At 56.8% G+C, this 26,033-nt stretch carries 21 protein-coding genes and 1 pseudogene; 3 read left to right on the top strand and 19 right to left on the bottom strand.

Translation table 11 applies throughout. The features are described from left to right. Nucleotides 1–60: 60 nt before the first annotated feature. Both OCY70_RS02810 and hemL read right to left on the bottom strand, forming a co-directional pair. Nucleotides 61–948 (bottom strand): RluA family pseudouridine synthase, encoded by an 888-nt coding sequence (locus OCY70_RS02810; protein ID WP_213427138.1) that lies wholly within the window; start codon nt 946–948, stop codon nt 61–63. Nucleotides 949–1,100: 152 nt separating this feature from the next. Then, nucleotides 1,101–2,402, bottom strand: coding sequence for a glutamate-1-semialdehyde 2,1-aminomutase (gene hemL, locus OCY70_RS02805; protein ID WP_213427111.1), 1,302 nt, complete (start codon nt 2,400–2,402; stop codon nt 1,101–1,103). A gap of 81 nt (nt 2,403–2,483) precedes the next feature. On the opposite strand from hemL, the gene OCY70_RS02800 reads away from it, so the two are divergent. Then, on the top strand, nt 2,484–3,161 hold the full coding sequence (locus OCY70_RS02800) for a Crp/Fnr family transcriptional regulator (protein ID WP_213427112.1): 678 nt from the start codon (nt 2,484–2,486) through the stop codon (nt 3,159–3,161). Between the two features lie 85 nt (nt 3,162–3,246). On the opposite strand, the gene hemB is transcribed toward OCY70_RS02800, so the two are convergent. From hemB to lonB, 12 genes are all read right to left on the bottom strand, one after another. Further along, nucleotides 3,247–4,251, bottom strand: a complete 1,005-nt coding sequence (hemB, locus tag OCY70_RS02795; protein ID WP_213427113.1) for a porphobilinogen synthase — start codon at nt 4,249–4,251, stop codon at nt 3,247–3,249. Between the two features lie 117 nt (nt 4,252–4,368). Next, a complete protein-coding gene (gene cobA / locus OCY70_RS02790) occupies nt 4,369–5,934 on the bottom strand; it encodes a uroporphyrinogen-III C-methyltransferase (RefSeq protein WP_213427114.1) in 1,566 nt (521 codons plus the stop codon). A gap of 15 nt (nt 5,935–5,949) precedes the next feature. Continuing rightward, nucleotides 5,950–6,870: a hydroxymethylbilane synthase gene (gene hemC, locus OCY70_RS02785; RefSeq protein ID WP_213427115.1), complete on the bottom strand. Its 921-nt coding sequence runs from the start codon at nt 6,868–6,870 to the stop codon at nt 5,950–5,952. 73 nt (nt 6,871–6,943) lie between these two features. Further along, on the bottom strand, nt 6,944–7,720 hold the full coding sequence (locus OCY70_RS02780) for a precorrin-2 dehydrogenase/sirohydrochlorin ferrochelatase family protein (RefSeq protein WP_213427116.1): 777 nt from the start codon (nt 7,718–7,720) through the stop codon (nt 6,944–6,946). Nucleotides 7,721–7,735: 15 nt separating this feature from the next. Next, nucleotides 7,736–8,551, bottom strand: coding sequence for a cytochrome C assembly family protein (locus OCY70_RS02775; protein WP_213427117.1), 816 nt, complete (start codon nt 8,549–8,551; stop codon nt 7,736–7,738). Between the two features lie 27 nt (nt 8,552–8,578). Further along, nucleotides 8,579–9,964, bottom strand: a complete 1,386-nt coding sequence (hemA, locus tag OCY70_RS02770) for a glutamyl-tRNA reductase (protein ID WP_213427118.1) — start codon at nt 9,962–9,964, stop codon at nt 8,579–8,581. 187 nt (nt 9,965–10,151) lie between these two features. Then, nucleotides 10,152–10,691: an S-adenosylmethionine decarboxylase gene (locus OCY70_RS02765; protein WP_213427119.1), complete on the bottom strand. Its 540-nt coding sequence runs from the start codon at nt 10,689–10,691 to the stop codon at nt 10,152–10,154. A 208-nt stretch (nt 10,692–10,899) separates the two neighbouring features. After that, complete coding sequence (speD, locus tag OCY70_RS02760) at nt 10,900–11,298, bottom strand: adenosylmethionine decarboxylase (RefSeq protein ID WP_006676661.1); 399 nt, start codon at nt 11,296–11,298, stop codon at nt 10,900–10,902. 302 nt (nt 11,299–11,600) lie between these two features. Beyond that, the gene (locus tag OCY70_RS02755; RefSeq protein WP_213427120.1) at nt 11,601–12,182 is read right to left on the bottom strand and encodes a non-ribosomal peptide synthetase module; all 582 of its coding nucleotides are present in this window, start codon (nt 12,180–12,182) and stop codon (nt 11,601–11,603) included. Between the two features lie 240 nt (nt 12,183–12,422). Then, a complete protein-coding gene (gene yihA / locus OCY70_RS02750) occupies nt 12,423–13,046 on the bottom strand; it encodes a ribosome biogenesis GTP-binding protein YihA/YsxC (protein ID WP_213427121.1) in 624 nt (207 codons plus the stop codon). 889 nt (nt 13,047–13,935) lie between these two features. Beyond that, nucleotides 13,936–16,269 (bottom strand): endopeptidase La, encoded by a 2,334-nt coding sequence (gene lon, locus OCY70_RS02745; RefSeq protein WP_213427122.1) that lies wholly within the window; start codon nt 16,267–16,269, stop codon nt 13,936–13,938. Nucleotides 16,270–16,358: 89 nt separating this feature from the next. Next, a complete protein-coding gene (gene lonB / locus OCY70_RS02740; RefSeq protein ID WP_213427123.1) occupies nt 16,359–18,089 on the bottom strand; it encodes an ATP-dependent protease LonB in 1,731 nt (576 codons plus the stop codon). A gap of 274 nt (nt 18,090–18,363) precedes the next feature. On the opposite strand from lonB, the gene OCY70_RS02735 reads away from it, so the two are divergent. Beyond that, the gene (locus tag OCY70_RS02735) at nt 18,364–19,389 is read left to right on the top strand and encodes a M23 family metallopeptidase (RefSeq protein ID WP_261948742.1); all 1,026 of its coding nucleotides are present in this window, start codon (nt 18,364–18,366) and stop codon (nt 19,387–19,389) included. A 23-nt stretch (nt 19,390–19,412) separates the two neighbouring features. Then, complete coding sequence (locus OCY70_RS02730) at nt 19,413–19,826, top strand: bactofilin family protein (protein ID WP_213427125.1); 414 nt, start codon at nt 19,413–19,415, stop codon at nt 19,824–19,826. A gap of 58 nt (nt 19,827–19,884) precedes the next feature. Here the strand turns inward: OCY70_RS02730 and ispG are convergent, their stop codons facing one another. The 5 genes and pseudogenes from ispG to OCY70_RS02705 form a co-directional block, all read right to left on the bottom strand. Next, nucleotides 19,885–20,982 carry a flavodoxin-dependent (E)-4-hydroxy-3-methylbut-2-enyl-diphosphate synthase gene (gene ispG, locus OCY70_RS02725; RefSeq protein WP_213427126.1) on the bottom strand — a complete coding sequence of 366 codons (1,098 nt, stop codon included), beginning with the start codon at nt 20,980–20,982 and terminating at the stop codon, nt 19,885–19,887. A gap of 42 nt (nt 20,983–21,024) precedes the next feature. After that, nucleotides 21,025–22,272: an ATP-dependent protease ATP-binding subunit ClpX gene (gene clpX / locus OCY70_RS02720; protein ID WP_213427127.1), complete on the bottom strand. Its 1,248-nt coding sequence runs from the start codon at nt 22,270–22,272 to the stop codon at nt 21,025–21,027. Between the two features lie 12 nt (nt 22,273–22,284). After that, nucleotides 22,285–22,883 (bottom strand): annotated as a pseudogene (gene clpP / locus OCY70_RS02715) (ATP-dependent Clp endopeptidase proteolytic subunit ClpP). 335 nt (nt 22,884–23,218) lie between these two features. After that, a complete protein-coding gene (gene tig, locus OCY70_RS02710) occupies nt 23,219–24,502 on the bottom strand; it encodes a trigger factor (RefSeq protein ID WP_213427129.1) in 1,284 nt (427 codons plus the stop codon). Between the two features lie 199 nt (nt 24,503–24,701). Continuing rightward, nucleotides 24,702–25,649: a hypothetical protein gene (locus tag OCY70_RS02705; protein ID WP_213427130.1), complete on the bottom strand. Its 948-nt coding sequence runs from the start codon at nt 25,647–25,649 to the stop codon at nt 24,702–24,704. Between the last annotated feature and the right edge of the window lie 384 nt (nt 25,650–26,033).

Raw genomic sequence — 26,033 nt, 5'->3', positions numbered from 1 at the left:
GGCGCGACATCAGACTCGGTTCACTACTTCATGTATATGGACGGAAAAGGAGGAGCATGACTATATTTTTTGGCGCAGGCGCGCCATGTCCTCGGGCCACGGCGCCTGAATCTCCAGCCATTCGCCCGACAGCGGATGGCGGAAGGTCAGCGCTTCCCCGTGAAGCGCCTGGCGCCCGAACAGCCGGCCGTCTCCGCCGTACAGCGTGTCTCCAGCCAGCGGGTGGCCGATATGTCTCATATGGGCCCGAATCTGATGCGTCCTCCCGGTCTCCAGCCGGAGCTTGACCAGGGCCAGCTCCCGGCCGGCCTGCTCGACGGCGTAATGGGTTATGGCAGGGGAGCCGGTCGGGCTCACGCGGCGGCGCGACGGATGGTGCCGATCCTTGCCGATCGGCGCATCGATCGTCCCGGCGCGCGTGCGCGGGCACCCGTGGACGATCGCCGCATAGCTGCGGCGAATCGCCTTGCTGCGCATGTCGGCATCCAATACCGCATGCGGCAGCGCATGCTTCGCGATCAGCACCGGACCTGTCGTATCCGTATCCAGGCGGTGAATATGGCGGACGCGCAGCGATTGGCCCGTCCATGCGTAATGGCAGGCAACCGCATGCGCCAGACTGTTCCGCCTTCTCTCCTGCTCTGTTGTCGTGGCATGCACAGCCATTCCGGCCGGCTTGTAAGCGACCAGCACGGCATCGTCTTCATAGAGAACCTCGGCGGGCTCATCCGCCGGCTCTGTCGTCATCGCTTCCTCCGGGAACAGATGCAGCCGCAGCCGATCTCCGGCTGTGCGGATTTTATCCTCCGCCAGCATCTGCCGCAGCATGTTCGGCGGCATGCGAAGCGTCTCCAGCAGCCATGCGCGCAAGTCATCCTCCGACGCCAGTATGCGCCGCTCCGGCATGAACTCCGCCCATTCGCCCCGCCGCCTCCATCCGATCGCCATCATCAAAGACCTCCTTTTAATCCGGTTCCACGAACTTCCCGCCCCGCTTGACGTTAGACTGTACCGACAGCCGCGAGTGACGCTGCGCTTCCGGTTCATAAAAAACCGGCCGCCGTGTCAACTTCGGCTGACACCCGGGGCCGGATATGCTCCTACAGACGTTTTAATGCTTCATAATGGGCCTCGATCGTCGCATCCAGATCCTGATCGGTATGCGCCGTCGAGACGAACATGCCTTCGAACTGGGATGGCGCGATGCTGACGCCCCGATTAAGCAGCTCGGCAAAATAGCGGCGGAAACGCTCCAGATCGGAGGTGCGCGCGGAATCGAAATTGGTGACCGGCTGATCGGTGAAGAAAGGGCAGACCATCGAACCGACCCGGTTAATCGTGCAGGCGATGCCGGTATCGCGGGCGTTCCGCAGGAAGCCTTCCTCGAGCTTGGCCGCCTTGCGCTCGAGCTCCTCGTACACTTCCGGCGTCAGCAGCGACAGCGTCGTATAGCCGGCCGCCATCGCCAGCGGGTTGCCGCTCAGCGTGCCCGCCTGATAAATCGGTCCGCTCGGCGCCACCTGCTCCATATATTCCCGCTTGCCGCCGTAAGCGCCGACCGGCAAGCCTCCGCCGATGACCTTGCCGAAGCACGTCAGATCCGGCGTAACGCCGAAGCGGCCTTGCGCGCAGTGATAGCCCACGCGGAAGCCGGTCATGACTTCATCGAAGATAAGCAGGCTGCCGTATTGCTCCGTCAACGAGCGAAGCCCTTCCAGGAAGCCCGGCTGCGGCGGCACGACGCCCATATTCCCGGCGACCGGCTCGACAATGACGCACGCCAGCTCCTCGCCGAAGCGTTCGAAGGCAAGCTTGACGCCTTCCAGGTCGTTGTACGGCACCGTAATCGTATTGCTGGCCACGCCTTCCGGCACGCCCGGACTGTCGGGGAGGCCCAACGTCGCCACGCCGGAGCCCGCCTTAATGAGCAGGCTGTCCGCATGTCCGTGATAGGAGCCTTCGAACTTTAATATTTTGCTTCGCTTCGTAATGCCGCGGGCGAGGCGAAGCGCGCTCATCGTCGCTTCCGTGCCGGAATTGACCATACGCACGATATCGACGGAAGGCACCCGCTCCACCACCGTCTTGGCCATCATCGTCTCCAGCTCGGTCGGAGCGCCGAAGCTCGTCCCCTTGGCCGCCGTCTCCTGAACCGCCTGCACGACCTGCGGATGGGCATGCCCGACGATAAGCGGTCCCCAGGAGCAGACATAATCGATAAATTCGTTGCCGTCGATATCAAAAATGCGGGAGCCGCTGCCGCGCTCCACGTAGACCGGAGTCAGGCCGACCGATTTGAAGGCCCGGACCGGGCTGTTCACGCCGCCAGGTATGTACTGCTTGGCTTCCTCAAATGCGGCGCGGGAACGGGCATCGCGGCGCGTAGATAATTTTTCCGTCATGGGTATCGCTCCTCCTATATTTATTCCTCAGATATGTGATACACTAGTACAAAATGCTTACGGACAAAAGAGGGAGTAGACATGATAGAGTTACTGAAAAGGGTTCCATTATTCACTGATCTCAGCGATGAACAGCTCGATATCGTCGCTTCCATCACCTCTCGCCGCGAATATCACCCGCATACGACGCTCTTCCAGCAAGGCGAGCCGGGCGATACATTCTGTATCGTCATGCGGGGAACGGTCAAAATCTATACTTCCAGCCGGCAAGGCCTGCAGAAGACGCTCGCCGTCTTCCAGGCGGGAGACAGCTTCGGCGAGCTGGCCCTCATCGACGGGAAGCCGCGCTCCGCGACGGCCGAGACGCTGGAAGATACCGTACTGCTCACCGTCAATTCCGAGAGCTTCCATCTGATGATGCGTGCGCACTACGACATCGCCAAGCAGATTATGATCCAGCTCTGCAGCCGTCTGCGCTCCACGAACGGCCATGTCTCGGAGCTGACCTTCCTTGACGCGCCGAGCCGAGTCGTCAAGAACATTGTCCGCATCGCCCAGCATGAAGGCAAGCGCCAGGGCGACAAAATCCACATTCCCCACGCGTTCGATCCGGACGCGATGGCTGGACTGGCCGGCGTGCACCGCACCGTGCTGGAACAGGTGATCCGTGATTTGGAACAGCAGCGCATCTTGTCGCTGGGCCAGTCGCAATACACGATTGACGTGTCCAAGCTGTTCCAGAGCCCGTATATGAACTGACGCTCTACCCGATAAGTCATACCCCCGGACGGTCCGCCTCGGCGGCCATCCGGGGGTTATTTTCATGCCGGAAGAATCCGTCGCCTTACTCCGCTTCCTTCAGCCAGCGGGCCGCGTCCTTCGCATGGTAAGTAATGATCGTATCCGCTCCCGCTCTTTTCAGGCCGACGAGCAGCTCCATCGTCACGGCTTTCTCATCGATCCAGCCCATGCGGGCAGCCGCCTTGACCATGGAATATTCTCCGCTGACGTTATACGCGACGACCGGCAGATCGAATTGTTCCTTCAGCGTGCGGATAATATCCATATAGGCCATGGCCGGCTTCACCATCAGCATGTCCGCCCCTTCGGCGACATCCGCTTCCGCTTCACGCAGCGCTTCGCGCGCATTGGCCGGATCCATCTGGTACGTCTTGCGGTCGCCGAACTGCGGCGCGGAATGAGCCGCATCCCGGAACGGGCCATAGAAGGCGGAGGCGTACTTGACCGAATAGGACATGATCGGAACCGATTCGAAGCCCGCCTCGTCCAAGCCGGCCCGGATGGCGTGCACGAAGCCGTCCATCATATTGGAAGGCGCGATAATGTCGGCGCCCGCCGCGGCTTGGGAGACCGCCGTGCGCACCAGATAAGCGAGCGACTCGTCATTGTCCACGATTCCGGTCTTCACGCCGTTGGCCTCATGCACATGAATCATGCCGCAATGGCCATGGTCCGTATATTGGCACAGGCATGTATCCGCGATTACGAGCAGCTCCGGATGGCGGGCTTTGATCTGGCGCGTCGCCCGCTGCACGATTCCATCCTCTTCAAACGCGGAGGTGCCTGCCGCATCCTTCGTCTCCGGCACGCCGAAGAGCACGATCGCCGGAATGCCCAGCGCCGCGATCTCATCGATCTCGGCATCGAGCAGATCGAGCGAGAAATGATATACCCCCGGCATCGATGCAATCTCTTCCTTGATTCCGGTGCCGCAGGTTACAAATACGGGCATGATGAGATCATGAGGGGTAAGCACCGTCTCTCTCACCATATTGCGAATGGCCGCCGTCCCCCGCAGGCGGCGGAGCCGTGTTGTCGGATATGCCATACTGATTGCCTCCTTGCAAAATTATCGAGGTTCTTTGAAAAACCTGCCCTTCGAGCTCAAGCCACCTTCCCGGTGAGGCCAAGCGGCCCTTTTGAACTCGCCACTTATAACTCGCCCTTATACTGTCTTCTTCACCTTGCCTAACTCCAACATGGCCTCCATCAGCCCATCGATCGTCGAGGAAGCCGCGGTCACGTCGACGTGCAGTCCGGCCTCCCGGGCCGTCCGCGCCGTAATCTCGCCGATACAGGCGATCTGCGCTCCGCGCAGCGCCTGCGCCGGATCGTCCATCCCCATCCGGCGCAGCGCCGCCAGCAGATTCGTCACGGTCGAGGAACTGGTGAACGTCACGATATGAATCATGTGCTGCTCCAGCATCTCGACCAGCTCCGGGTTCTCTTCCTCGGGCAGCACCGTCTCGTACAGATCCACCTCGTCCGCATGCAGCCCATGCGCTTCCATCGTCTCCCTCAGCCAGGGCCGGGACAAATCTCCGCGCGCGAGCAGCACCCGCTGCCCGGGTGCGGCGTGAGGGCGCAGCGCTTCCCAGACGCCCTCCTGGCTGAACTGGGCTGCGGCAATATCCGGTTGGATTCCGTATTCCCGCAGCGCCTCCGTCGTCTTCGGCCCGACCGAGACGATGCGCGCATGGGCCCACTGGCGAATATCCGCCCCATGCTCCCGCAGGTGGCGGAACCAGAAGCGGACGCCGTTGACGCTCGTCAGCACGAGCCAATCATACGCGTTCGGCCGGGCGAGCGCCTGGCTTAGCGCTTCGCGGGCGGCCGGCGATTCCGGCATGCGGAGCTCGATAACCGGATACTCGTACGGCTCCCCGCCGGCATCCTCAATCCGGCGCGTCAGCTCGCTCGCCTGGTCCCGGGCGCGCGTCACCAGCACGCGCCGGCCGAACAGCGGGCGGCTCTCCGCCCATTGCAGCCGCTCCCGCTCCAGCACGACCTCGCCGACGACGATGACGGCCGGCGAAGCGAAGCCGGCCCGCTCCACCTCGTCGGCGATCGTGGCCAGCGTGCCGGTTATCGTCTCCTGCTCCGCCCGCGTACCCCAGCGGACGAGCGCCACCGGCGTCTCCGGAGCGCGCCCGTGGGCCATCAGCCGCTCCGCGATATAGCGAAGCTTCGCCACGCCCATCAGAAAGAGCAGCGTCCCTGTCGCTTGCGTCAGCTTGTCCCATTCGATCATCTCGTCCAGCTTGTCCGGACTCTCGTGGCCGGTAACGACGCAGAAGGATGACGCGCGGTTCCGGTGGGTCACCGGAATGCCGGCATACGCCGGCGCCGCCACGGCGGAGGTTACGCCAGGGACGATCTCATAGCGGATTCCATGCTCCGCCAGCAAGGCCGCCTCCTCGCCCACGCGTCCGAATACGCAAGGATCTCCGCCCTTCAGACGGGTCACCGTGTGCCCCTCCAAGGCCAGCTCGACGAGCAGCCGGTTAATGTCTTCCTGCTTCATCGCATGGCGATCCGGCAGCTTCCCTACATAAATTTTGCGGGCCCCGCGCTTGGCGTACTGCATCAGACGCGGACCTGCCAAGCGATCATAGACGACGACATCCGCTTCCTGCAGACAGCGCAGGCCTTTTACCGTAATCAATCCGGCATCTCCGGGCCCGGCGCCGACCAAATAAACGGCGCCCTTCGGGCGGGGGTGCTGCTCCATCCGATATCTCCCCTTTTAAGGCAGCATCCGGTCCGCGCCGCGATCCAGCAGCCGCTGAGCGACCGCAACACCGAGCGATTCGGGATGTTCCCCTTCCATCGTTTCTCTCAATATCGTTCCATCTTCGGCGGAACCGACCAATCCGGTGAGCCGCACCGTACCGCCGGCCCCGACTAGCACCGCATGCGCGCCGATCGGCACCTGGCAGCCGCCGTTGAGCCGGCCGAGAAAAGTCCGTTCCGCCTGCACCGTGCGGGCGGTATCCGCATCATGATAGCACTCCAGCAGCCTGCGCAGGTCTTCATCTTCCTCGCGGCATTCGATGCCGAGGGCGCCCTGCCCTACCGCGGGCACACACTCCTCCTCGGACAAATAGGAGGTGATGCGATCCTGCCATCCCATGCGGTGAAGCCCGGCGGCCGCCAGCACGATGGCATCCAGCCCCTCCGTCTCCAGCTTGCGCAGGCGGGTGTCGATATTGCCGCGCAGCGGTACAATCTTCAAGTCAGGCCGCAGCGCTTGGAGCTGGCAGGAGCGGCGCAGACTGCTCGTGCCGACCGTTGCCCCATGCGGCAGATCGCTCAAGGAGCTTCCCGTCTTCATAATCAAGCCGTCGCGCGGATCCTCCCGCTTCGGAACGGCTCCGACCATCAGCCCTTCCTGAAGCTGCCACGGCATGTCCTTCATGCTGTGGACCGCCATATCTATCTCGCGATCGGCCAAGGCCTGCTCAATCTCCTTGACGAACAATCCCTTGCCGCCGACCTTCGACAACGTAACGTCCAGGATACGGTCCCCTTTGGTCACGATTTTTCGAATCTCGAACCGGTAAGGCAAGCCTTTCCGCGCGCAGATCGCTTCCAGCGCGGAGATGACATGGCCGGTCTGGGTAAGCGCCAACGCGCTCTGCCGGGTTCCAACGATAATTGTACGCATATGAATCCTCCTTATTGCCTGCCTGATAGCCTGCTAATGCTGTTCCCCAGCCTGATGGCCTGCTCTTGCTGGTTCAACCTTGCGGCGCCTTGCCGTCCGCCTCCGCTTCCGCGTCAGGCAATCCTTGCCCGCCAGGCGCTCTATTCGTGCCAGGCGATTCTTCCCTGTCAGGAACCCCAATCGTGCCGGGCAGGCCCACCACACCCGGACATCGGCCTGCAAGCCACTCGTCCCAAGCGGGAGCTTCCTTGCCCTGCTCGTAGGCCTGCCAGCAATCGCCGGCATACCGGCGCAGCAGCTCATGACGGCGTTCCGGCGCCTCGATGCGGGCTCGTGTATCCCGGCGGGCCGAAGAGAGACGGGCCGCCAGATCGGCCAGCCCGTCATCCACCTGCCCGGCCAGCTTCGCCGTAAGCCGGCGGGTCAACGTCGGGCTCGCTCCGCCCGCGTAGACCGCCACCTGAATCATCCCTTTCCGCGCGGAACCGGGATTGGCGAAGTCGCTGCCCTCCGGATCATGCGCCAAATTGACCAGCGCCCCGGCCCGGCGGGCATCCTCCGCCACCCGTTCGTTCACGGCCGGACGATCCGTGGCCGCGAAGACGAGCAGGGCTCCCTCGACGTCGGCCGGCTCATAATCCCGTTCCCGGCAAGCAATCCGGCCCTCATGCGCCAAGCGCCCAAGCTCCGGCGTCAACCTCGGGCTGACGACCGTGACTTCGGCGCCGCTGGCCAGCAATGATGATACTTTGCGCGCGGCAACGGACCCGCCTCCGATCACGACGCACCGGCGCCCGGCCAGTCGAAGCATCATCGGATACAGCGGACAGGGCTCGTCCCTATGCTCCATGTTCTCCACTCCCATCTAGCGGTGAAATGCCGATAAGGAATTTAAGCTGAAATTCAACACCATAAACGCATAACATCCTACATTCCACAAGGCGAGCCGAAATCCTGTCACCACGGCGCGGGTTCGGACCCAAAAATAGGAAAAATAAAGAGCGAGCGCGATCAAAGTGAACCAAATCTTGAAATCGGTCAAAAGCTCAATCCGGTTGCCCAGCAGCACCACGCCGATGGCGACCGCCAAAGAGAGCAGGAAGAACGGAATCCCGACGATAACGGCGAAATAAGACATTCGCTCCATCCGCTCCAGGCTGGGCAGGCGCCGCACCGCTTCCGACCATTGCCTTCTCTTCAGGCGGTGGTGCAAAAAGACGTACATCCCCGAGAAGATCGCCCCTACGGTCAAGGCCGCAAAGCCGCAGGCGGCAAGCGTGATGTGAAAGACAAGCAGATTGTGCATCATCTCCCACTCCGCCATGACGGTCGAAGATGTCGGATCATTCAGCATATTGATTATGAGCAGCGCAAACCCGACCAGATTGACAAAAAACACGACATACTCAATCGAAAAAAAACGGTTGATCGCCAAGGACGCCGTGACGAGCAGCCAAGAGAACAGAAACATAAACTCATAGCTGCTGATAATCGGGACATCCTGATGACGGATAATACGCACGACGAGAAAAATCGTCTGCAGCACCCATACAAAAACAAGAAGCCCTGTGCCCATCCGCTTCGCTTTCCGATTCCTGCCAACGGCATCGGAAAAATAAAACAGAAGGCTCAGGGCATATGTGTAAATAATCGCATCGTAAATCCAGCTATTCGTCAACATATGAACCTGCCGCCTCCTGAACGCCGTCTACCAAGTAACCGCGGCCCATGACAGAACCGGCTTGGTCCGTTCCGGCTCTTCATCGCGCCGGGAGGAGATCGCAGCGGCTTCCCGCTTCGTTTCCTTATCCGGCTCGGAAGCAGCCATCGTCTCTTCCAGAGCGAACAGTTGGGTAAACAGCTGAAGGGCCTCTTCCCCGTTCTTCTCTGCAGCAAGCTCCTTGATCTGCAGGATCGGATCATGCATCATCTGGTTCAGCATGCTCTTCGTGAGGCGGCGGATCAGCTTCACTTCCCGCTCGGACATGTCCGGAAGCTTGTTGAACAGGCTCTCCAGCGTATCCTGATGGATACGCTCCGCCTTCGTCTGCAGGGCGCGGATGACCGGCGTAACGCCAAGCATCTTCAGCCATTGACGGTATTCGTCGAGCTCTTTCGCGATCATCGCTTCAATCTTGGCGGCTTCCTTGCGGCGCTGCTCCAGATTGCTCTCTACGATGCCTTCGAGATCGTCGATGTCGTACAGGAACACATTCGATACGCTGCCGATCTCGGGATCGAGATCCCGCGGCACGGCGATGTCGATCAGGAAGAGCGGGCGCGATTTGCGCTGCTTCATCACCCGTTCGACATCCTGCGCAGTCATAATATACTGCTGGGCTCCGGTCGAGCTGATCACAATATCCGCTTCGCGCAGGAATTCCCTGGCATCCTCCAGCGTCCCGGCCCGGCCGTGGAACTGTTCGGCCAGTTCCCGGGCGCGCGAGAACGTGCGGTTCAAGACCATGACCTCGGCCGCGCCGTTCGAATACAGATGCTTGACCGTCAGCTCGCTCATCTTGCCCGCTCCGAGAATCAACACCTTCTTGCCCTGGAAGGAGCCGAAGATGCGCTTGCCCAGTTCGACCGCGGCGTAGCTGACCGAGACCGCATTGTCATTGATGTTCGTCTCGGCATGGGCACGCTTGGCCATCGTAATCGCCTGCTTGAACAGCGTATTGAACCAGGTGCCGGTCGTTCCTTCCTGCTGCGCGAACAAAAAGGCCGAACGAATCTGTCCCAGGATCTGCGTCTCGCCGATAACCATCGAATCGAGACCCGAGGCGACCCGGAACAAATGCTCCACCGCTTGATCATCTTCATATATATATAAGTAAGGCGTGAATTGCTGCCTTGGAATTCCGAACCATTGCTCCATGAAGCTGCGGATGAAATAACCGCACATATGCAGACGATCGACGACAACGTACATTTCCGTGCGGTTGCATGTCGACACCATCACGCATTCCATGACGCTTTTCGTATTCCGCAGTTGCCGGATAGCCTCTTGCCAATCCTTCTCCGGCAGCGCGAACTTCTCCCGTATCTCCACAGGCGCCGTACGATAATTCATGCCGACGACCACGATGTGCATTGCTCATTCACCTGCTTTTGATAAATTTTGAATATTATCAATTGATAATCATTATAACATAGTTGAACATGCCCGTCGGAACGTAATTTGAAGATATTATGAAATGCATGTCAAAAATAGTCTGTACTTGCCGTGCGAACCTTATACTATCATTCCTTGCGATGGATGTCACGCAAATGATTGATTGCTATTCTGGATGAAAGTAACGCTCCAGCGTGTCGGCAAGGCGCTGATCGGCCGCTTGCAGCGTTTCGTTCTTCGAGCCGATAATTTTGCCCGACGAAGAGAACAGCCCGGCATAGCTGTCCGACAGCTGAGGCGCGATGGCCGCGGCCTGCTCGAGCACCTCCCGCTCCAGGTCGGTCAATTGCCGATCGCCGCTAATCTGCAGGACCGTGATGAATTCAACGAACCGGCTCAGACCGGGAAGCGAAGCCAGCCGCTCTTCTCCTACCGCCCGGACGAGCCGCTCATGCGTATAGCCGGCCGAATAGGCGACGAGCTTCACTTTGTTCAGCGGAGCGGTCGACTCGTACCGCTTCGCCTCCTGCATCGTTCCTTGCCACAGGCTAATCTGGAACTGGGCAACCTCATACAGCATCGATAGCGGATTGGATGAATTGTGGGATGGCTTCAACATTCCATACAACTGCATAGCAGGCCACAGTACGAGCAAAAACAGTAATACGGCCAGAACGGGGCCGGTCCGAAATTGACGTGGTCTCATCGAATTCTCCTATCCATAGTGGTTTACTTTAATCGTATGGGAAGGCAGAAGGACAAATAACCATGGATAGGGACATCCATGGTTATTTGTTGCATTCGATGATGGGGCCGAACGCGGCCGGACCCGGCTAATGTCAGCGAACCAGCATCAAAACAAAATAAAAAACCCGCTCCCTGCAGCATCGCAGGCAAACGGGCTGAACGCCATTTTATACGAATTGCTTTACATTCATGTCTGGTGTGACGACTTCCATTTCCCCCAGGCCGCGAATCAGCTTCTTGGCATAGGTACGTTCCGGTTTCAATACAGAGACCAGGTAATCAATGGCCAACTGCGGATCGACGGTCTCGCCGCAAGTATAACAATCGATGGCTGCAAATCCACGTTCAGGATATGTGTGGATAGAAAGATGACTTTCAGACAACATGACAAGGACGGTTGCCCCTTGTGGTTCAAACTGCTTGGATTGAACGGACAAGACGGTTGCTCCACATGCTTCGGCGGCTTCAACCAGCTGGGTCTGCAAATATTCCGCATTATTCAGCAAATCAAAGTCGACTCCCCATGTATCAACAGCAACGTGTCTTCCGAAAGTTGAGTATTCCATCTTTCGGTTCCCCCTTCCTAGGAATAAAATGTTGTAAAAATTTCATCCGCTAGGACCTACGTCATTCACTTCTCGAGGGAAAAATCTCTCGCAACATGCAATGTCCTGAGTGAATCCTGGTTCCTATATTGTTTTCAACGAGATTAAAAATAACATCTTCCGCACATAAATGCAACCCTTTTTTTCAGGAACTTGCCAGCCTGCCGTCTACGGTCATCTGTCCTTCCTGCAATCACAACAGAACCCTGCTCTCCGGTAAGGAGCGCAGGGTCTTCAGCAGATGATCCCTTGATCGTATGCTTCTATGCTTCAAGTATGAACAATTGATGTGCGAGATGGCTTAATTGCGCGTCGATGTGTTGGATTACTTCCGTGGAATGCGCTTGATTCCGCTCATCCAACAGCATATTCACCTGCTTCTGCACGGAATCGATGCGAAGCTCCGCGCCGTTCTTCAGGAACATCTTTTGCAGGTCGCCCACGGTATCCTTATGCTCGTAAATGATACGCGACTCTTGCTGCTTCCGTTCTTCAATCTTGCGTACTGCACCGTCTTCATAATAATAAGTCATCGTAAATCCGGCAAAGATGCGATTGACTACCGCTTCGCCACGGAATGTCGCCACAAGCTTATGCATCACTTGCGTCAATTTCGGATGAACCAAGCGGCAAGACGTAACACAGACATACCGATTGCCTTGCTTCTCGAACAGGAAGGTAATCTCATCACCCTGACCGTCCTCAAGAACCACCTCTTGATTGCCGTTCTCCAATACTTTTACCCCAACGGAATGCAGGGCAAGCGACTGTAAAAATCGGGTCAACTGAGCTTCCGTCAACTGCAAACTGGCTTTCACATACTCTGTGGCTAACCGCCGAGCCATAAAAACTCTCCTCAATTCGTTTTTACTGCATGAAAAATCATACTCTTATTATACTACAACGCCAAAGTGAATTCCTGTTTACAAGCCGCCAAATACGAGTGGATTTTTGAAAAAATCGCAATCAGCCGGAATTGAGCCAATGTTTCTCCCGCAATCCTCACTAAATAATAGTTCCAGCGCATTCTCCCTCATGCGATCATCGATTTTATGGTCGATAGCCTATCCACCCCAGTTGCATAATTATTCACTCGAATGCAACCCCTCCTCGTCTGCTTCCCCGGAAGATTGGTGAGACAGAATAATATCCCACAGATCCTCGCGGCCCTGCCCAGTCTCGGCCGAGAACAGAACAAGCGGCGTATCCGCGTCCAGACCAAGCGTCGTCCGAACCTGCTTCAGATGCTTGGGCCAGCGGCTTTTCGGCACTTTATCGGCCTTGGTGGCGACAACGGCGACAGGCACCTCATAATGCGTCAGCCACTGATGCATCATGCAGTCGTCCTCGGTAGGCGGATGGCGCAGATCAACGACGAGCAGCACGAGCCGCAGCGCTTCGCGTTCGCGGAAGTAAGCCTCGATCATTTTGCCCCAAGCGGCGCGCTGCGCTTTGGACACCTTGGCATAGCCGTATCCCGGGACATCGACGAAGTACATATTATCATTAATCCGGTAATAGTTAAGCTGTTGCGTCTTGCCCGGCTGCGAGCTGGTGCGGGCCAGATTTTTGCGCATAATCATCTTATTAATGAGGGACGACTTCCCCACATTGGAACGGCCGGCAAGACCGATCTCCGGAAACCCGTCGTCCGGATATTGGGCCGGACCGACCGCGCTAATAATAAATTCGGCATTCGTAATCTTCATATTTCGTGCTCCCTTAAACGATGTGTATATCTGTCCTAATCGTGCCTCTATTGTACACTACTTCAACGACTCTGCACAAAGCGCATTCCCTTGCGCCAGGGGGTGCTGCTTCCTTTTGGCCAGTATCCCCGGCGCTTAGGGATGCCCCTTCCTTTTGCACAGTCTCCCCGGCGCTTAGGGGTGCCCCTTCCTTTTGCACAGTCTCCCCGGCACTCAGGGGGTGCCCCTTCCTTTTGCACAGTCTCCCCGGTACTCAGGGGGGCTGCTTCCTTTTGTACAGTCTCCCCGGCACTCAGGGGGTGCCCCTTCCTTTTGCACAGTCTCCCCGGCACTCAGGGGGGCTGCTTCCTTTTGTACAGTCTCCCCAACGTTCAGGATATACCTCAACCCAACAAGTCATTTCAATTTTGAACATTTCTCGATTAGCTTGCAAACGGGATAATTATTGTTAATATTCAGTAATACAATTACATTCGTTAAGACTATCCCCACCTCTGTCTTTGGAACTCTCTATATAAATGATTCTTCGCTCCCAGATCGATTGGGATATTGATCATAAGAAATAAGCCGGAGTTTCCGCTTCCTGCAAGATGGGGATATTGACCATAAGGAGCAAGCGAGGGGCTTTCCGCTTCTGTACAACGGGGGCATTGACCATAAGGAGCACACAGGGATCACTGGGCTTCCTCCGCGACGAGCCCCGCAGTTTGTAGTAGCCGCATGTTCCTGATCAAAAAAATACCGCCCGGTTTGGTCCCGGGCGGTACGTGATGGCGCGAGCGCCTATTTTCAACTATTCATCCATTAGGATAAATAGCGTTCATCGCTTCCAGGGCCTGCCGCTGGGACACCTCTTCTAAGGCTCCCGCTGCGCTGGCGCTGGGGGCAATCAACCTTGCTGCTCCAGCAAGGCATGCTGCAGCACTTCATCCATGTGCGCCGCCGGTATGAATGTCATCTCCTGGCGGACGCTCTCTGGTATATCGTTCAGGTCCCGCATATTTTCCGCTGGATAAATGACGGTCTTGATGCCGGCCCGCAAGGCGGCAAGTGACTTCTCCTTCAAGCCCCCGATCGGCAGAACCCGGCCGCGGAGCGTTATCTCCCCGGTCATCGCGACATCCTTCGAGACATAGCGGTTCGTCAGCGCCGAGACGAGTGCCGTCGCCATCGTAATCCCTGCCGACGGGCCGTCCTTCGGAATCGCTCCTTCCGGGACGTGGATATGAATGTCGATCTTCTCATGGAAATCGGATTCCAGGTGAAATTCGGCGGCTCGGGAACGGATGTAGCTGAACGCCGCCTGGGCGGATTCCTTCATGACGTCTCCCAGCTTGCCGGTCAGCAGCAGCTTGCCGGTGCCCGGCACGACGCTCACTTCGACATTGAGGGTATCGCCGCCAACCTCGGTCCAGGCGAGTCCGGTGACCGTCCCCACCTGATTATGCTGCTCCGCCAGGCCATAACGGTATCTGGCCACTCCCAAATAGTCGGTTAGTTCATCGGCTTGGATCGTGACTTCAGTCACGCCGTCCGATACGATTTTCCGCGCTGCTTTGCGGCACAGCGCAGCCAGCTGCTGCTCCAGCTGCCTTACGCCCGCCTCGCGGGTATATTCCCGGATGACCCGGCGCACGACGCCTTCTTCGACATGCAGCTGGCCGTCCTCCAACCCATGCTCCCGCTTCTGCTTCGGCAAGAGGTGGCGGGACGCAATCTCAAGCTTCTCCAGCTCCGTATATCCCGAGAGCGAGATCATTTCCATCCGGTCCAGCAGCGGACGCGGAATATTATGTACCGCATTGGCCGTCGTCACGAACATGACATGGGACAGATCCACCGGCAGCTCGACAAAGTGGTCGCTGAACGCGTTGTTCTGCTCCGGATCCAGCACTTCCAGCAGGGCGGAAGCCGGATCCCCGCGGAAATCGGACGCCATCTTGTCGATCTCGTCCAGCAGCAGGACCGGGTTCATCGTCCCTGCATTCTTCATCGCCTGCACGATGCGCCCCGGCATCGCGCCCACATAGGTGCGGCGATGGCCGCGGATTTCCGCTTCATCGCGCACGCCGCCGAGCGAGATGCGAATGAACTGGCGCCCAAGCGACTTGGCAATGGAGCGGGCAAGCGAGGTCTTCCCGACACCCGGAGGGCCGACCAGACACAGGATCGGGCCCTTCATCCGCTTCACCATCTTCTGCACGGCCAAATACTCCAGCACCCGCTCCTTCGGCTTGTCAAGACCGTAATGATCTTCATCCAGGATGGCTTCCGCCTTATGGAGATCAAGATCGTCTTCCGTGCGTTTGGACCATGGAATAAGGAATAACCAGTCAATATAGTTGCGGATTACCGATCCTTCCGCCGAAGTGGAAGGCATCTTCTCCAGCCGATCGATTTCCTTCTGGATTTTGTCCTTCACCTTGTCGGGGGCTTCCAGCTCAGCAAGCTGCGAACGCAGCTCATCAATCTCGCCCGCGCGCCCTTCCTTGTCGCCGAGCTCCTTCTGAATCGCCTTCATCTGCTCCCGCAAATAATATTCCTTCTGCGTCTTCTCCATCTGCTTCTTAACGCGCTGGTTGATCTTCTTCTCCAGCTCCAGCACTTCGCTCTCGTTGTTCAGCATTTGGAGAAGCTTGTTCAGCCTCTCGGCGGCGGAGACCGTCTCGAGCAGTTCCTGCTTATCCTTCATCTTCAACGGGAGATGGCTGGCGATGACATCCGCCAGACGCCCCGGCTCCGCAATATCGGTCACAGCCGTCAGCGTCTCCGGCGTCACTTTCTTCGACATATGGACATAGTTCTCGAACTGCGTCAATACCATCCGCATCAAAGCTTCGGTCTCGGATGAAGGCCCGTTACCTTCATCATGCAGCGGTGTCGCATCGACCTCGTAATATTCTTCATTCGGCACATATTCTGCGATTTCCGCACGCTCCACGCCTTCGACCAACACCCGGATGGTGCTGTTCGGCAGACGCAGCATTTGGCGCACCTTGGCTATCGTTCCAATGCGAAAGATGTCTTCCTGAGACGGCTCTTCGATGCTCACCTCGGACTGGGAGCACAGCAGCAGCATCTGATCCTCCATCATGGCTTGCTCCAGCGCCTTGACCGATTTGTCGCGCCCGACATCAAGATGAAGCACCATGCTCGGGTAGACGAGCAGGCCTCTCAGCGGCAGAAGAGGCAGACGCCGACTTTTTATAGGTTTAAGCCCCATCGATCGCACCCCCATGGTTATGCTTGTTGTAAATGCACATGTAACCAATATTTTATCAAATGTTCAAGCAAAACTCCAATTTCCTGTCCTCATCCCTTCGAGTCGGGATGGGTTCCCTTCTCCGAGGCTTCCGCATGCAAGAGCGGCATCGCCGCCCCCGCAGCCCGTTCATAAGGCTTCGCCGCCGGATGCGCCCCTTCCTCCATCACATGGCCGAAGGTGTGAGCGAACGCTTCGTCCACATGCTCGATCGGAATGACCTGCAGTCCTCCCTCCAGGTCGGCGAAGATTTCGAGCCAGTTCTCCTTCGGGATCAGCACGCGCGTCGCTCCCGCCTGGAAAGCGGCTTCCACCTTCGCCAATACGCCGCCAACCGGCTTGACCCGGCCATGGATGCTGATCTCCCCGGTCATCGCCAGCTTGTTGTCTACCGGCCACTGGTTCATCGCGGACGCGATCGCGATCACCATCGCGACCCCGGCCGACGGGCCGTCAACCGGCGAGCCTCCCGGGAAATTGATATGCAGATCGTAATTGGACGGTTCGTAGCCAAGGCTGCGCAGCACCGTAAGCACATTTTCCACCGAGCCCTTGGCCATGCTTTTGCGGCGAAGGGTGCGGCTGCCGCCTCCCAGCTCCTCTTCATCGACAACGCCGGTGATGGTGTAGGTTCCGGTGCCGTTTTTGACCCGTACCGCATTCACCTCGATCTCCAGCAGCGCCCCCATACTCGGTCCGTAGACGGCCAATCCGTTCACCAGGCCAATCTGCGGCTCGGACGGCACCTTCCGGTCCGGACGCGGCGGAATCTGGCTGCTGTTCGCGACCCATTCCACATCGGCGCCCTCGATGGCCGAGCGCCCCTCCGACATCGCCAGACCGGCGGCGAGCTGGATCATGTTGACCGCTTCCCGGCCGTTCGTGGCATAGCGCTTCACCATATTGACCGCAGCTTCGGACGGCGGGAAGCCGATCTTGCGCACCGCATGCTCGGCAATCGATTCAATTTCCGCAGGCAGCAGCGGGCGGAAATAGACCTCCATGCAGCGTGAACGCAGCGCGGGAGGCAGCTCCTGCGGTGAACGCGTCGTCGCGCCGACAAGGCGGAAATCGGCCGGAAGCCCGTTTTGAAAGATGTCATGAATATAAGTCGGTATATTGGAATCCTCCGAATTATAATAGGCGCTCTCCAGGAATACCTTCCGATCCTCGAGCACCTTCAGCAGCTTGTTCATCTGAATCGGGTGCAGTTCGCCGATCTCATCGATGAACAGTATGCCTCCATGCGCCTTCGTGACGGCGCCCGGCTTCGGCTGGGGAATGCCGGCGACGCCCATCGCTCCGGCTCCCTGATAAATCGGATCATGAACGGAACCGATAAGCGGATCGGCGATCCCCCGCTCGTCGAACCGGGCGGTCGTCGCATCGATTTCAGTGAATTTGGCTTCCTTCGTAAAGGGAGAGCTTGGATTCTTTTTCGCCTCCTCCAGCACGACGCGGGCGGCCGCCGTCTTGCCGACGCCGGGCGGACCGTACACGATCACATGCTGCGGATTCGAGCTGCACAGCGCAGCCTTGAGCGCCTTCAATCCGTCGCGTTGTCCGACGATGTCGTTCATCGAGCTCGGTCTCGTCTTCTCCGCCAACGGTTTCGTCAGCGAGATGGAGCGCAGCTTGTTCAGCTTATCCATTTCCTTTTTCGATTCGCGGTCGACAGCGGTCCGGTTGCCCTTCTGATTCCGCAGCAGATTCCAGAAATATATCCCGATTACAACGGCAAAAAACGCATTAATCAACATTAATATAATACTTAGATTCATCGTTTCATCCTCCCGTAGCGGCCCCATGGTGCAAGAAATCCGGTAAAGTTCAATACTTGGTAGTATTACCCTTTGCCGGATGCATTATAAGTGGCTCCTGAACAGGGAATGAGAAATGATAAGCTCCCTGCAAGACACATCTCCCCATGTATCGTGAACAATCATCAAAACTTGCCAAAAAACTGGTTACATTTTACTGTGCCTCATGTACAATAGGAGTGTTGCAGGAAAGCGTTTTGTTTTTCCGATTATCCATCAGGAGGATATGGCTAATATGACTACGAAGCGCAGCAAGCGTTGGACGTGGATGCTGATTCGCGGAGCCGGCCGTCCGGCGGTTCAATTCAGCATGCCGACGCTGCTCATCACGGTTGCCGGAATTGCGGTCATCGTATCGATCACGGCAGCGATAACTCTTGTCATCGCCCAGACGGCGTCGTTGAATACCATGCGTTCGCAGCAGGCGAAGCTGGAATCGGATATAACCGAGAAGAAGGAGCAGCTTGCGCTCGCCCACCGCCAATTATCCGCCCTTGTGACCGAATCGAACAAGATGAAGGAGCGAATGGACCAGGTGGCGCAGTGGGAGCTGCAGCTGAAGCAATACTTGCGCGCCTCGGGTGAAGCGGTACCGTCCCCGGCCGGCTCTTCCTCCGGCAAGACCTACTCGCTGGGCGAAGCCAGCCGGCTTCCCGTCGGCGGAGAATATATTCAGGCCTGGTCCGATGACAGCCCACCCGATGTCCGCCCTCATCTGCTGACGGCACCATCGAATTCCTTGGCAGATACGCATCGGCAGCTGCGCCGGATGGAAGCGACATGGCAGAGGTGGATGAGAACGATGCCCGCCCTGTTGTTGCAAGCGGAGACATTCAAGCAGCGGCTCGATTCCACCCCTACCTTCTGGCCGACGGACAGCACCTATGTTACGTCCCGCTTCGGCAGCCGATCCGACCCGTTCTTTGGAAGCAGCGCGTTCCATTCCGGGCTGGATATTGGAGGGGACATGGGGGATCCCGTCTACGCCGCAGCAGACGGCAAAGTGATCGCCTCGAATTACGATAAAATGAAGGGCAACTACCTTATCATCGATCATGGTTCATCGCTGACTACCCGCTACCTCCATCTCAGCGAGCGCAGCGTTCATACCGGAGATCAGGTGAGTAAAGGGCAGGTGATCGGCAAGATGGGCTCGACCGGCAGAAGCACCGGCGCTCACTTGCATTTCGAGGTCCGCAAAGGCGAAGAGGCGGTGGATCCCGCCATCTATATCGGTGCCGGAGACAAGTCAAGAAAATGAAAAGCGAAGAGAGGAGCAGATAGATGTTTTCCAGAAATGAAAAAAGGCCGCCTGGCACAGACACGTTAATCGGCCAGGCGACCACATTGGAGGGAACGGTGGATTGCGAGACCGATCTGCGGATAGAGGGGCGCATTCGCGGCTCGATCCGCTGCAGCCGCAATGTTACGATCGGTGAGACGGGCGTTGTATACGCTGACGTGGAAGGAGTTAGCGTCGTGATCGCCGGCTCGCTGACGGGCGATGTGACTGCTTCCGGCTCCCTGGTCATCGAATCGACCGGGCAGCTGAACGGCAATGCGACCTGCACCGCGTTCATTATTAAGGATGGCGGGCAATTCAATGGAACGAGCTCCATGGGCGAAGCGAAGGCAGCCTCCGCTAAGGTCCCGCAAGACAGCGGCGCGGCCTTGTCGGCCAGCGAGAGCGGCATCTAGCCCTTACATAGGAAGAAGCCGGCGCATCCTGCGCCGGCTTCTCAGTATATCGACTCGCTTAATGCTTGCGCCCCGGAATTTGACCGGTCCGCTCGTACTCCGCGACGATTTGATCAATTTCTTTTTTCAATTCCGCGACCATTTCCGACTCAGGCACTTTGCGTATCATCTCTCCGTACCGGAACAGCAATCCTTCGCCGCGCGCGCCCGCAATGCCGATATCCGCCTCGCGAGCCTCGCCCGGTCCGTTGACGGCGCATCCGAGCACCGATACCTTGATCGGTACCTTGATCTTGGATATATATTCTTCGACTTCATTGGCAATCGAGAACAGATCGATATCCAGACGTCCGCAGGTCGGACAAGAGACCAGTGTCGCCGCATTCGAGATCAGCCCGAATGATTTGAGCAATTCGCGGGCCACCTTCACTTCCTCGACCGGATCAGCGCTCAGGCTGACGCGCACGGTAGAGCCGATGCCCAGCGAGAGCAGCGCGCCGAGACCGGCAGCGCTCTTGATCGTTCCGGAGAAGAGCGTTCCGGCTTCCGTAATTCCCAGATGAAGAGGATAAGGAATGACTTCCGCAGCCTTCGTGTACGCGGCAATGGCCATCGGCACATCCGAAGCCTTGAGCGAGACGATAATATCGTGAAAATCCAGCTCTTCCAAAATTCCAATATGGAACAGCGCGCTCTCGACCATCGCTTCAGGCGTTGGATACCCGTATTTCTCCAGCAGATGATGTTCCAATGAACCGGCATTGACGCCGATTCGGATCGGAATGCCCCGTTCTTTGCATGCTTTGACGACGGCTTCGACTTTGTGGCGGCGGCCGATATTGCCCGGATTGATGCGGACCTTGTCGATCCCGTTCTCAATCGCCTTCAGCGCCAGACGATAATCGAAATGAATGTCGGCGACAAGCGGAATCGAGATCTGCTTCTTAATGTCCTTGATCGCTTCCGCCGCTTCTTCATTGTTCACCGTGACGCGCACGACCTGGCATCCCGCCTCTTCCAGCCGGTGAATCTCGGCCACGGTCGCTTGAACGTCGGCCGTCTTCGTGGTGCACATGCTCTGAATGATGACGTCATTGCTTCCGCCAATCGTAACGTTGCCTACTTGTACAGGTCTTGTCTGATGTCGCAAATACATATCATTCTCTCCCATGCCCGGAAACGGACGGAAAAGCGCCGATTAGGCGCTTTCCTCCTGCTTCTTATCCGTCGTCAGTTCCGGAATCATTCGTTCGCGCACGACTTGCTCGGTAATGACGCAAGTCGTAATGTCATCCCGGGACGGCACTTCGTACATTACGTCCAGCATGATGCCTTCGATAATGGCACGGAGTCCGCGTGCTCCCGTATTCCGCTTGATCGCTTCCATCGCAATGGCTTCCAGCGCGCTCGGCTCGAATTCGAGCTTCACGTTGTCCATCTCCAGCAGCTTCTGATATTGCTTCGTCAGCGCATTCTTCGGCTCACTTAAGATACGGACCAGCGTATGCTCATCCAATGGCTCCAAGGTCGAGATGACCGGCAAGCGGCCGACGAATTCCGGAATGAGACCGAATTTGAGCAGGTCTTCCGGAAGCGTCAACGTCAAGTATTCGCCCGCCTTCAGATCCTTCTGCATGCCGTCCGCATTGAAGCCGATAATCTTCTTGCCGACACGGCGCTTAATAATTTGCTCCAGCCCGTCGAACGCTCCGCCGCAAATGAACAAAATATTCGTCGTATCGATCTGGATGAACTCTTGATGCGGATGCTTGCGCCCGCCTTGAGGCGGCACGGAAGCAACCGTTCCTTCCAAAATCTTGAGCAGCGCCTGCTGTACGCCTTCCCCGGACACATCTCTCGTAATGGAGGGGTTCTCGGACTTGCGCGCCACCTTGTCAATCTCGTCGATATAAATAATGCCCCGCTCCGCCTTCTCGACATCGTAGTCCGCAGCCTGAATCAGCTTCAGCAAAATGTTCTCGACATCTTCGCCGACATATCCGGCTTCGGTCAACGACGTGGCGTCCGCAATCGCAAACGGCACATTCAAAATTTTAGCCATCGTCTGGGCGAGCAGCGTCTTCCCGGAACCCGTCGGTCCGACAAGCAGAATGTTGCTCTTCTGCAGCTCGACATCCTCGGTTTTGTTCTGGCTGTTGATTCGCTTGTAGTGATTATACACCGCAACCGACAGCGATTTCTTCGCCTGCTCCTGGCCGATGACATATTGATCCAGAATCGCGCGGATCTCCTTCGGCTTCGGAATGTCTTTCAGATCGATCTCTTCCTCGTGACCGAGCTCTTCCTCCACGATCTCCGTGCAAAGCTCGATGCACTCGTCACATATATATACGCCTGGTCCAGCGACCAGCTTACGCACTTGCTCCTGGGACTTGCCGCAAAAAGAACACTTCAATTGGCCCTTCTCCTCGTTAAATTTGAACATTCCTATCCCCCTTTACTTCAAACCGGGAGTTCCCGGATGCAGAACGCTGTCTACAAGACCATATGCCTTCGCTTCATCTCCGCACTCATGAAGTAGTCGCGGTCGGTATCCCGTTCGATTTTCTCATACGGTTGCCCGGTTCGATCTACATAGATCTGGTTCAGCTTCTGTCTTGTCTTAATAATCCAGTCGGCATGAATCTTAATATCGGCCGCTTGCCCGCGGACGCCGCCCAGAGGCTGGTGAATCATAATCTCGCTATTCGGCAGCGCGATGCGCTTGCCCTGCGCTCCCGCCGTCAGCAGCAGCGAGCCCATGCTTGCCGCCAGGCCGACGCAGATGGTGGATACATCCGGCTTGATATGCTGCATCGTATCATAAATCGCCATCCCCGCCGTAACGGAACCGCCCGGAGAATTGATATACAGATGAATATCCTTCTCCGGATCGTCTGCCTGGAGGAAGAGCATCTGCGCGATGACGCTGTTGGCCACATCATCGTCAATGGCGCTTCCCAGAAAAATAATGCGATCCTTCAGCAGGCGCGAGTAAATATCGTAAGAGCGTTCGCCGCGATTTGTCTGTTCGATGACCATCGGGATTAAATTCATGGTACCGACCTCTTTTCTTTACAAAGCTATACATTTCTATTTTATCATTTTCTGAACAAGATGTCATTTCCACAGCAGTTACAACTAGTGTATGTATGGCAGCGGGGCCTATTCCCGGCAGCCGTATATGTATCCGGCATAGCCTATGTTCATCATGCGTCAGACTGCCTATAAATATGTACCACTCGATACGGAACGGTGAAACGTTATGTGTGTGCCAAGAAGCGATGATGGGAGAGACGGAGCGACAGAGGAAAAAATAAGGCACGCTAAAAATGAACGTGCGTGCCTTATCCTGTTAGCAGCATATCGCTGCGAAATTGTATGTGATTGGATTATTTGCTATTTTCCACCAAAAATGCAATCGTCTTGCGGATCAATGCTTCTTCGCGCAGGTTATCGAGCGTGCCATTCTTGGTCAGGATGTCGCGAATTTCTTCAGCGGAACGCTTGTAAGTTTCGGCCATCTTGTCCAATTCAGCAGACAGCTCTTCGTCCGAGATGGACAGGTTCTCTTCCTTGGCGATTTGCTCCAGGACGAGATTGTTCTTCACGCGCTTGTCCGCTTCCTTCTGCATTTGCTCGCGCAGATCCGCAATCGTCTGGCCGGACAGCGTCAAGAACATATCGATGTTCATGCCCTGCATCCGCAGGCGGTTGTCCAGATCTTTCACCATGTGCTGGATTTCGGTCTCGATCATCGCGTGCGGAATTTCCACCTCGGCGTTCTGTGCCGCTTTTTCCACGACAGCCGCTTCGCGTGCGCCTTCCGCTTCTTTTTCCTTGCGGGATTGAAGCTGTTGCTTCAGGTCTGCCTTATATTCTTCGAGCGTGTCGAACTCGCTTACGTCTTTAGCGAACTCATCGTCAAGTGCAGGCAGCTGCTTGCGCTTGATTTCATGCACTTTTACTTTGAATACGGCTGGCTTGCCGGCCAGGTTCTCCGCATGGTAGTGCTCAGGGAATGTTACTTCGATATCCTTGAAGTCGCCTGTCCCCATGCCGACGAGTTGATCCTCGAAGCCTGGAATGAAGCTGTTGGAGCCCAGCTCAAGCGTGTAGCGCTCCGCCTTGCCGCCTTCGAATGCTTCCCCGTCTACAAAGCCTTCAAAGTCAATCACGACGCTGTCGCCTTTTGCGGCAACATCCTCATCAACGATGATCAGCTCGGCTTGACGTTCCTGCATGCGCTTCAGTTCAGCGTCAAGCTCTTCCTCCGTTACTTCGACGGATTGTTTTTCCACTTCAAGGCCTTTGTACTCGCCAAGCTTCACTTCCGGCTTCACGGTTACTTTTGCCTTGAATTTGAACGTTTGGCCTTTGCCAATCTGTTCCACTTCTACTTCCGGTTGATCGACCGGCTTGATGTCGGTTTCTTTTACCGCTTGGGTATACGCCTCTGGAAGCATAATGTCAATGGCGTCTTGGTACAGGCTTTCAACGCCATATTTCGCTTCAAAAATCGGGCGAGGCACTCTTCCTTTACGGAAACCAGGAACGTTCACTCGCTTGGACACTTTTTTAAACGCTTGGTCCAGCGCTTCCGTCACGCGCTCCGCGTCGACCTCAACTTCCAATACCCCAACGTTCTTCTCTATTTTTTCCCAGGTTGCTTTCATTTTATGCCTTCCCCTCCAAAAAAGATCACATGGCTAGAGTGTACCATTATACGTCCGGAATAACCACTATAGTATAGCCGACTACGAAAAGTTTTTCAAGGCAATGCTTACAGGCATTTCCTATGTCCCATTATATGTTTTTTCCCGGCTTTCATAGAAACGGGGCCGCCGAATGGAATTCCCCAATTCCATCGCCGGATCAGGTATCCTGCTCCCCGCTCAACGATCGCGTAATCGCCCGCAGCGCCCGCTCATAGCTTATCCGCAGCTCCCCGGTCAGTCCGTAGATCGTCTTTACCTCCGCTTCCTCCTCCTCGATATGGAGCAGCCGGGCGACGATCCGGTGCAGCGCGGCCGCCCAAGCGTCCGCTTCCCGTTCATCCCCTTCGCAGAGACGGCGGTACAAAGAAGAGCCGTAGATCAGCTTTAGGAACTGCTGCCACATCTCGGATGCGAAATAGGCGAGCGAAGGCTCCCGCACCGCGGCGGATTCATTCACCCGCTCTGCCGGAGCTACCGCATTCGGAGGAAACGACTCCAGATCGAGCGGCGTCGCTTCGATATCGACGACGACACGCTCCTGGCCCCGGGTAAAAAACACCTCTCCTTCGATTCCCCGGCGCTTCAGCGTCTGCAGAATGCCGAATTGCAAGAGGGGATGCAGCGGTTCGTGCTCCAATAGCCGAATCAGCGAAGGATCGATAGAATCATCCTCGGCCGCCGCCAGCTGCTCCAGGACAAGGAGCTTGCGATCATCCATATCGCCTTCGGTCAGCGAGGCGAGCAGCCGGGCGATATATTGACTGTCAGCTTGAAGCTTATGATGGATCTGCTGCTTCAACATATCCCGTTCCGTCTCTCCGCTGTCCTCGGCTTCCTCGGCCCAAGGCTCCGCCTCCGGAAAGCCTTCTTCAGCGGCCCGCTCTGCTTCCGGGAACGCCGTTATTAACCATTGCATCAGCGCGTTCCATTCCGCTCTAATCTGATCGTCCTCTCCTCCGCATTGCAGCAGGAAGCGGAGCAGCGCGATCGCTTCTCCATAACGCTCGGACTCCAGCATGCGTGTCAATTCGATTTGGTAATAATCATGCGTTTTCGGAAACAGAACGACATTGTTTTTTTCCGGCAGGATCTGATCGTCCGTCATGCAAGCACCTTCTTTCTATATCAAGCCGACTTACTATAGCATCGATCTTATGTATGATTGGTCCGGGATACGGGAGCGACGGCATCCGTCATGCCGATAAGCCATTATACCATATCGCCGCCATGCACTTCTCCCCCTGCGACTCATCCGGAGATGCCTGCTCAGCCCCTGGACACTCTATTCAGACTTCCCCTTCCGGCTTCCCTTTATGAACAGCCTGTTCAAATCGGCTGGATACAAAACATACTTAGAATTAAATCGACGCAAAAACAACGAATGTAAAAACATCTCCACAGGTTTGTCTCCTATATACGTATGAAGCTGCCGGATAGTTACGGAATTGGATTCCTTCACCTGACTTCGTTCACCTTCAATAGATGATCC

This window comes from Paenibacillus melissococcoides (genome assembly GCA_944800085.1).
Classification (GTDB): Bacteria; Bacillota; Bacilli; order Paenibacillales; family Paenibacillaceae; genus Paenibacillus_B; species Paenibacillus_B melissococcoides.
The sequence above is the reverse complement of the archived record's forward strand: the minus strand, read 5'-3'. Positions and strand labels throughout refer to the sequence as shown.

Coding starts and splice junctions, on each gene's coding strand:
- hemA (WP_213427118.1), bottom strand. CDS start 9,964: ATGCACATCGTGGTCGTCGGCATGAATTATCGTACGGCGCCTGTGGAG.
- OCY70_RS02705 (WP_213427130.1), bottom strand. CDS start 25,649: ATGACGGACGATCAGATCCTGCCGGAAAAAAACAATGTCGTTCTGTTT.
- OCY70_RS02755 (WP_213427120.1), bottom strand. CDS start 12,182: ATGGCTCGGCGGTTAGCCACAGAGTATGTGAAAGCCAGTTTGCAGTTG.
- hemL (WP_213427111.1), bottom strand. CDS start 2,402: ATGACGGAAAAATTATCTACGCGCCGCGATGCCCGTTCCCGCGCCGCA.
- OCY70_RS02765 (WP_213427119.1), bottom strand. CDS start 10,691: ATGAGACCACGTCAATTTCGGACCGGCCCCGTTCTGGCCGTATTACTG.
- OCY70_RS02810 (WP_213427138.1), bottom strand. CDS start 948: ATGGCGATCGGATGGAGGCGGCGGGGCGAATGGGCGGAGTTCATGCCG.
- OCY70_RS02730 (WP_213427125.1), top strand. CDS start 19,413: ATGTTTTCCAGAAATGAAAAAAGGCCGCCTGGCACAGACACGTTAATC.
- cobA (WP_213427114.1), bottom strand. CDS start 5,934: ATGGAGCAGCACCCCCGCCCGAAGGGCGCCGTTTATTTGGTCGGCGCC.
- hemB (WP_213427113.1), bottom strand. CDS start 4,251: ATGGCATATCCGACAACACGGCTCCGCCGCCTGCGGGGGACGGCGGCC.
- speD (WP_006676661.1), bottom strand. CDS start 11,298: ATGGAATACTCAACTTTCGGAAGACACGTTGCTGTTGATACATGGGGA.
- lon (WP_213427122.1), bottom strand. CDS start 16,269: ATGGGGCTTAAACCTATAAAAAGTCGGCGTCTGCCTCTTCTGCCGCTG.
- hemC (WP_213427115.1), bottom strand. CDS start 6,870: ATGCGTACAATTATCGTTGGAACCCGGCAGAGCGCGTTGGCGCTTACC.
- OCY70_RS02800 (WP_213427112.1), top strand. CDS start 2,484: ATGATAGAGTTACTGAAAAGGGTTCCATTATTCACTGATCTCAGCGAT.
- clpX (WP_213427127.1), bottom strand. CDS start 22,272: ATGTTCAAATTTAACGAGGAGAAGGGCCAATTGAAGTGTTCTTTTTGC.
- OCY70_RS02775 (WP_213427117.1), bottom strand. CDS start 8,551: ATGTTGACGAATAGCTGGATTTACGATGCGATTATTTACACATATGCC.
- tig (WP_213427129.1), bottom strand. CDS start 24,502: ATGAAAGCAACCTGGGAAAAAATAGAGAAGAACGTTGGGGTATTGGAA.
- yihA (WP_213427121.1), bottom strand. CDS start 13,046: ATGAAGATTACGAATGCCGAATTTATTATTAGCGCGGTCGGTCCGGCC.
- lonB (WP_213427123.1), bottom strand. CDS start 18,089: ATGAATCTAAGTATTATATTAATGTTGATTAATGCGTTTTTTGCCGTT.
- ispG (WP_213427126.1), bottom strand. CDS start 20,982: ATGTATTTGCGACATCAGACAAGACCTGTACAAGTAGGCAACGTTACG.
- OCY70_RS02780 (WP_213427116.1), bottom strand. CDS start 7,720: ATGGAGCATAGGGACGAGCCCTGTCCGCTGTATCCGATGATGCTTCGA.
- OCY70_RS02735 (WP_261948742.1), top strand. CDS start 18,364: ATGACTACGAAGCGCAGCAAGCGTTGGACGTGGATGCTGATTCGCGGA.